7 protein-coding genes are annotated in these 6,266 nt (G+C 33.3%); all 7 read left to right on the plus strand.

Translation table 11 applies throughout. From position 1 onward, the window contains the following. Positions 1–1,140: IS66 family transposase (gene tnpC, locus ACFSBH_RS06240; protein WP_379596599.1), on the plus strand; the 1,140-nt coding region annotated here is incomplete at its 5' end. Continuing rightward, on the plus strand, positions 1,127–2,047 hold the full coding sequence (locus ACFSBH_RS06245) for a hypothetical protein (protein WP_379596601.1): 921 nt from the start codon (positions 1,127–1,129) through the stop codon (positions 2,045–2,047). The genes tnpC and ACFSBH_RS06245, both read left to right, overlap by 14 nt. Positions 2,048–2,836: 789 nt before the next feature. After that, positions 2,837–3,115 (plus strand): hypothetical protein, encoded by a 279-nt coding sequence (locus ACFSBH_RS06250; RefSeq protein ID WP_379596603.1) that lies wholly within the window; start codon positions 2,837–2,839, stop codon positions 3,113–3,115. Positions 3,116–3,130: 15 nt separating this feature from the next. Beyond that, the gene (locus tag ACFSBH_RS06255; protein ID WP_379596605.1) at positions 3,131–3,487 is read left to right on the plus strand and encodes a hypothetical protein; all 357 of its coding nucleotides are present in this window, start codon (positions 3,131–3,133) and stop codon (positions 3,485–3,487) included. Positions 3,488–3,618: 131 nt separating this feature from the next. After that, positions 3,619–3,915 (plus strand): hypothetical protein, encoded by a 297-nt coding sequence (locus ACFSBH_RS06260; RefSeq protein ID WP_379596607.1) that lies wholly within the window; start codon positions 3,619–3,621, stop codon positions 3,913–3,915. A 217-nt stretch (positions 3,916–4,132) separates the two neighbouring features. Continuing rightward, a complete protein-coding gene (xerS, locus tag ACFSBH_RS06265; RefSeq protein ID WP_379596609.1) occupies positions 4,133–5,299 on the plus strand; it encodes a tyrosine recombinase XerS in 1,167 nt (388 codons plus the stop codon). 18 nt (positions 5,300–5,317) lie between these two features. Next, positions 5,318–5,980, plus strand: coding sequence for a hypothetical protein (locus ACFSBH_RS06270; RefSeq protein WP_379596611.1), 663 nt, complete (start codon positions 5,318–5,320; stop codon positions 5,978–5,980). Positions 5,981–6,266 lie beyond the last annotated feature (286 nt).

Raw genomic sequence — 6,266 nt, forward strand, 5'->3', positions numbered from 1 at the left:
ATGTTTATTCCAGCAACGATGAAGAAAATACAGCATGTAGAACATGCTTATGAATGCAAGAATTGTAAGGGACATTCCTTTCAGAACGCACAAATAAAAAGAGGCCAAGCACCACAGGCTCCTATTCAACGTAGTCTGACAAGTCCTAGCATTCTAGCGAAAGTAATCTATGATAAATTTATCCAGTATCTTCCGCTTTACCGTCAGGTAAAAGAATGGGAGCGTTGTGGCCTACATACGAACGATAAGAATTTGTCTAACTGGGTTATACGAACAGCTCAGGATTGGTTACTTCCCGTGTACCAACGGATGAAGGAAATGATGATGAACAAATCTATTTTACACGTGGATGAAACCTACGGAAAAATTATTCATCGTTCCGACGGGAAACCAGGAAATGCCAATGCCTATAATTGGGTGTACCGTAGCGCTCCTAGCCAAGGCCCCGTTATCATTCTCTTTCAAAGTGCGTTGTCACGTGCGAGATCCGTTCTCCAAGGATTTGTAGAGAACTTTACAGGGACCATTATCTGTGACGGCTATTCTGCATACGATAAACTCCCAGGCGTAACCTTCGCAAATTGTTGGGCACACGTTCGCCGATATTGGTTGAAAGTGAACAGTAAAAACGGGCAGATTGGAGTGAAATTTTGCGACGAGCTTTATCGCCTAGAAAGGGATTTTAAAAAATTATCCCCGAGTAAGCGAAGAAAAAGACGTCAAAAGCTTTCGAAACCAATCGTAGAAGAATTCCTGAAATGGATTGAGGAATCCCCTTTTTACGGCAATAACGCACTTGGAAAAGCAGCCGAATATACACTGAAATTGACAGATGGGCTTCGTGCCTTTCTCTATGATGGTCGCATTGAAATGGATAATAATCCAGCAGAAAATGCGATTCGCCCTAGTGTGATCGGTCGAAAAAATTGGATGTTTTCCGTCAGCGAAGCTGGTGCCGAGGCCAATGCGATTTGTTTGAGTATGGCAGAAACAGCGAAAGCTAACGGTGTGGATTTCTATCAATATTTGGTGAAGTTACTAACAGAACTACCAAATCTGGATATCCATCGAACGCCAGAAACTTTAAATAAGTACATGCCTTGGTCGAAGGCGATTCAAGCAACATGTGCAAAAAAATAAAATAACCGTAAATCTGTTTAAAACATCTCAGATTCACGGTTATTTGGCGTTTCTGTTTTTAATTTTAGTTGCTTCTATTATAAAATCTCTTAGTTCGGGCTTACGATCTAATAAGTTGAGTACGCACCAACTTATTAAGATTATTGTTGCTGAATCCTGGAATACTTATGTCCATTTTGATGGTGAAGAGCAATATCCGAACATGAAACGGATTTTTGAACAAATCTATAATTACACCCTCTTGAAATATTACATAGCAACAAAAATAAGTCTAAAGAATTCTCTATTCTATAAGGGTAAAATAGGTAGGATCTTTTATTTGGAACAAGAACTGGGAACTAAAACTCAACCGTTTGTTATATTCCAATTGAAATCTTTTAATTTAACGGAAGAAGATACCTATGATATTAATATGATTAATCCAATTAGCGGGGATACCTATACATTTACCGCAAAAAGAGATGTTGTAGAAAGGTCAAAACAAAAAAATAGAGTAGATTCTGATTATTGCATAGTTGGAGGATTCGTTAAGAGTTCAGGAAAGGGAAAAAATCCAGAGTTTATTAGTCTAGGTGTATTACCAGTTAATCAAAACGGAGTCGTTATAGAGAGTTCCTATGAGAAAAAGCTATATGATTTGTTATGTGAAAAAAAACGATTGTTTCAACGCCCAATCAATGCAAAATATCACCCTAAATGGGATGGTTTAGTGCCAGATGGCTTACTCATTGATACCCAGCCGCACACAATCATAGAAGTATTTGGTATGTCAGAAGATCATATTGACTATCACCTACATCGAGAATATAAGATAAAACACTATGAAAGTATAGTTGATAGCTACAGACTATGGTATTGGGATGCTTTTAAGGATTCAAATATTCCTACCTTGCCGTTGCAAAGATAAATACACATGTTGTTGTCCTTTCCTTTCCTTTCCCTTTTTTTAGTGTATAGGAGTTGAAAAAATGTTATTAACTCAAAAGGAAAAGAGACTTTTATCACACTCATGTAGTTTTTGAATTGTAACTAACTTGGAGGCGATAGTATGAATAAACCAAATCTAATCTATAATCTATTTTTATTTTTATATGCCCTGTTAGGTGTGTGGATAGGATTTGAATATGGAAAAGAAGTGTTTTTTATATATTTATTAATTCTACCCTTCGTATTATTATTGGCTTTTTCAGTATATAAACTATTCTTTGCTAAATATTGAAATGAGTTGGCGTGGACTTATATTTATTGTTTCCCCCTTCTCATATGAGAACGATTTGGAGGTAATTAAATGATAAATTTTAAAAAAATTGCACTTTCGATTGTTGGTATAACAATAGGTTTAATTATGATTACTTATGGTTTACAAAATATGTAATGTCAGAAACTAGTCATTAATCTATTTAAAAAGGAGAAAGTAAAATGTTCTATTATTTTATATTTTTATATTTAATTGCTCTCCCTACAGTAGTCTTTTTAATTATGCAATTTATATTACCTGAAAAACGTACGATATATAGACGAAAATTTTTAGCAATATGGATATCTTCACCGTTGATATACCTGGTGCTGATAAACATTGATAAAATGATAGTTTTTATAGACCGATTTATAGATACTTAATCAGAAAGGACGGTAATTTATGCTTAAAAAATTACAATCATATTTTCCTATTAGTGATCTGCCCAATAATAAACTAATGAAAAGAATGGAAGCCGATCTTAATAGAAAAGTGCTGAGGTTACAGCAAGAAATAACGAGTGTATCCAACCAAACATATGAAGATAATAGAGAGAAAGTTATTATTTATAACTTCTATTATAGTGTATTGGCAAAGGTTGCAATCAACTTCCTTACAAGTGAAGATAAAGAGCTCTTAATCGAAGAGCTAAACTTAATTTATACTAGAGGAGACACTGGTATTATTGAATATGTAAATAAGAAGCTAGATAAACTTACGCGTGAAACAGTAAGTTAAAAAGGAGTACATGAAATGAGGAATATACATTTAGATTCTGAAGACAAATTAATAGATTCGATAACTAGTATCTATAAAAATTTATGGCCTTGTTTTCTGGGTCTTTCAGTACCTGGTCTGGGATTCTTTGTATACTTTATATTGAATTGGTCGTCTCAATACCTGGAAGCAATTCCATCTTTTATTGAAGTTCTTATGAACCTCATGTTAATTATGCTACTGCTTGCAACCTTACTACCTTTAACTGTTGCTACAGTGTTGTTTTACCGATTATTTAACCTAAAGAATAATGCTAGAAAGAACAAATTAGCCTTTAAAAAGGCACATATTAAAGGCTTTAAATCTGGTTTCTATAAGTTTTTTGCTCCATAAAGATATTCCTTTATCAATTGCGGCAACTTTTTCAGCAATTTTTCTTATCGTTGTTGTACTAAATATGGTAAAGAATAGTCTGTTTTGGAAGTAGGTAGGAGTATACATATAATTAGTATGGAGAATCAAAAATGAATAAAACTAAAAAACATTCACTAACACTGCTAAAATTATTTCTTATTTGGTTAGCAACTATATTCATAGTTTTAAATGGTATTTATGCTCTATTTATTTTTTCTGGGTTTTACGAAGAACCGACTAAAATGTTCTTTATGTTCGGTTCGCTAAATTCAGTTGGATTGAACTCAGAGGAAAACGGATTTGAAGCAGTGCTCTATCATTTGAAAAACGCTACAATCGTGATATTGGTATTGATGTCATTGGTTTTTTGGTTGATAGTTTTATCAAAAAATAAGGAGAATCTGTAGTTTGCTCGCGCTATATGAATTCAATCGTCAAAAAATTGCCTATCTGTTCTCTCTAATTGGAATAACGGGTATAATTGTAATTATAGTTGGTCTAAGGCCAGTAATCCGAATTCTCTTAGAATGTCTAGTTGATAAATTATTATTTCGGAGAGTATTCGTTAAAATTGTATTTCACGCGAATTAAATGAAAATTTAGATAAAATGGAGTGAAGTAATAATGCCGATAGAATCTAGAGAGCGAATGGTACATGAAGAGCGGCTCAATAATCTTACTCCGCTCCTCCCCGAATATGTTCAAGAGTATGTACTATCAAAGAAACGTGCAAGGTTCTCCCCCTCCACCCTCTTAGGTTATGCGCATGAATTTGAGAAGTTTTTTACCTGGTTAAAAACAGAGGGCATTGCTGATGTAAATGACATTAAAGATATCCCTTATACTTTACTTGAGAATCTAAGGAAAGAAACCGTTGAATTCTATATCGATTACCTTCAAGAAGAAGATCTTCGAACCGATAAAGAAAAAGAAGCAGGCTTACCTATTAGAAAACGTTCTGAATCTGCGATTAACAGGAATATTTATGCGCTGAAATCACTTTTCAATTATTTAACCGAGGAAACCGAAGACGATGATGGTGAATGCTATTTCTATAGGAACGTTTTTAGTAAGATCAAACTTCATAAAGAACAAGAAACGGCTAGTCGACGGGCTAAGAAAATAAGTTCCGTTATATTGAATGATAATGAAATAGATGACTTTCTAAACTTTATGAAGTTCGAGTTTGAAAAGACTGTTACAGGTAGAATGCTCTCAGACTTTGAAAATAATAAAGAACGTGATATTGCTATTTTAAGTGTCTTCCTGGGTAGTGGAATTCGTGTCAGTGAATTGGCTTCAATTACTTTACAAGACATTGATTTCCAAAAAGAACAGATTGATATAATTCGTAAAGGTAATAAGGAAGATACAGCATTAGTCCTCCCTTCTGCTCTTGATGATTTAAAAGTTTATTTACGAGCAAGAAAAGAAAAACTGATGGTTCCAGAACAAGTTCCATATGTTTTTGTTACAAAATATGGTGGAGAGTTCCGGCCAATATCTGTAAGGGCGATTCAAAATCTGGTAGATAAGTATACAAAAGCATTTAATTCAAGAAATGAGTTTTCTACAGGTAAAGGATTGAGCCCTCATAAATTTAGACATACATTTGCAACCGAGTGGATTAAAAATGGAGGCGAACTTATCTTATTACGAGATCAGCTTGGACATAACTCTATAGAAACAACGACAAAATATACTAATCTTTCAGCGGAAGAAAGTAAAAAAGTAATGAAAAATATTGAAGGTTCAAGAAAAGGTTCTAGGGGAACGGAAAGTAAGGATTGATAAATAATGTTTAAAAGTATGATTAATATTCATTTAGCATGTCTAGCAGGAGCTTTATTCTTATGCTTGATTCCAATTTATGCATTTTCACTAGATTTGATGTTACACACAAAGTTAGGTGCGATATTTGTTTTTTATATAGGATTTTTCCAGGTTTTCCAGGCATTAAAAATACCGGAAAAAGTTATTGAAAAACAAACGCAAGAACATATCGATAAATATAAAGATGAATATATCAAGGAATTCGAACAAATGGAGCGGAAATTATCATTTCAAGCAGCTTTTGCAACTGAGGAAGAAAATGCTGAAAAGAAAAAAGTTAATGATGAGTTAAAAGATTATAATAGAAATTATGAGTTAGCTAAGGAAAGTTTCAAGAATAAAGTCAAAGAAGATATGAATGGCTTCGAAAAGCTTCATTTCTACATGAATAGAAGGCGTAAAATGTACGAGTTTCTTAAGTATCCTAGTATTCTTATTGTCTTCATATGTGGATTTTTAACGCTTTTTAATCAGCATCTAACTTTTCAACTAATATTATTACTAACAATACCCTTTATGATTATCAGTGTTATTTTTCTTTTATTAAGTTTAAAACTTAATAAGAAAATAGATGATATTCATCGATCCGTTCAACCAGACAGTGTAAAGAAGTTACTAGATGAATTAACGAATTTATAAAATAATTGAGCCACTTAACTTCACAGAAGTAAGTGGCTTTGTAGTATGTTCTGGAAAATAGGAACTTAAACTAATTTATGATATTAATACAGCCCCTATTTAATTTCCTTTTGGATGTTCTTCATGAAATGGTTCATGTGAATCCTCTTCAGTTACTAAATAATCATTAGAGTTCATAGTATATCCGTAAACGTCAAATAATCCACACCTAGTTTTAGATGTGGACTATTGTTATGATTTATTTAGTTTTATTTGGTACACGACATTCCGCTGGAATGGACGGTGA

The sequence above is a fragment of the Oceanobacillus luteolus genome (genome assembly GCF_042678205.1).
In the GTDB taxonomy this organism is placed as follows: Bacteria; Bacillota; Bacilli; order Bacillales; family Amphibacillaceae; genus Oceanobacillus; species Oceanobacillus luteolus.

Coding starts and splice junctions, on each gene's coding strand:
- ACFSBH_RS06250 (WP_379596603.1), top strand. CDS start 2,837: ATGAAAAGAATGGAAGCCGATCTTAATAGAAAAGTGCTGAGGTTACAG.
- ACFSBH_RS06255 (WP_379596605.1), top strand. CDS start 3,131: ATGAGGAATATACATTTAGATTCTGAAGACAAATTAATAGATTCGATA.
- ACFSBH_RS06260 (WP_379596607.1), top strand. CDS start 3,619: ATGAATAAAACTAAAAAACATTCACTAACACTGCTAAAATTATTTCTT.
- xerS (WP_379596609.1), top strand. CDS start 4,133: ATGCCGATAGAATCTAGAGAGCGAATGGTACATGAAGAGCGGCTCAAT.
- ACFSBH_RS06270 (WP_379596611.1), top strand. CDS start 5,318: ATGATTAATATTCATTTAGCATGTCTAGCAGGAGCTTTATTCTTATGC.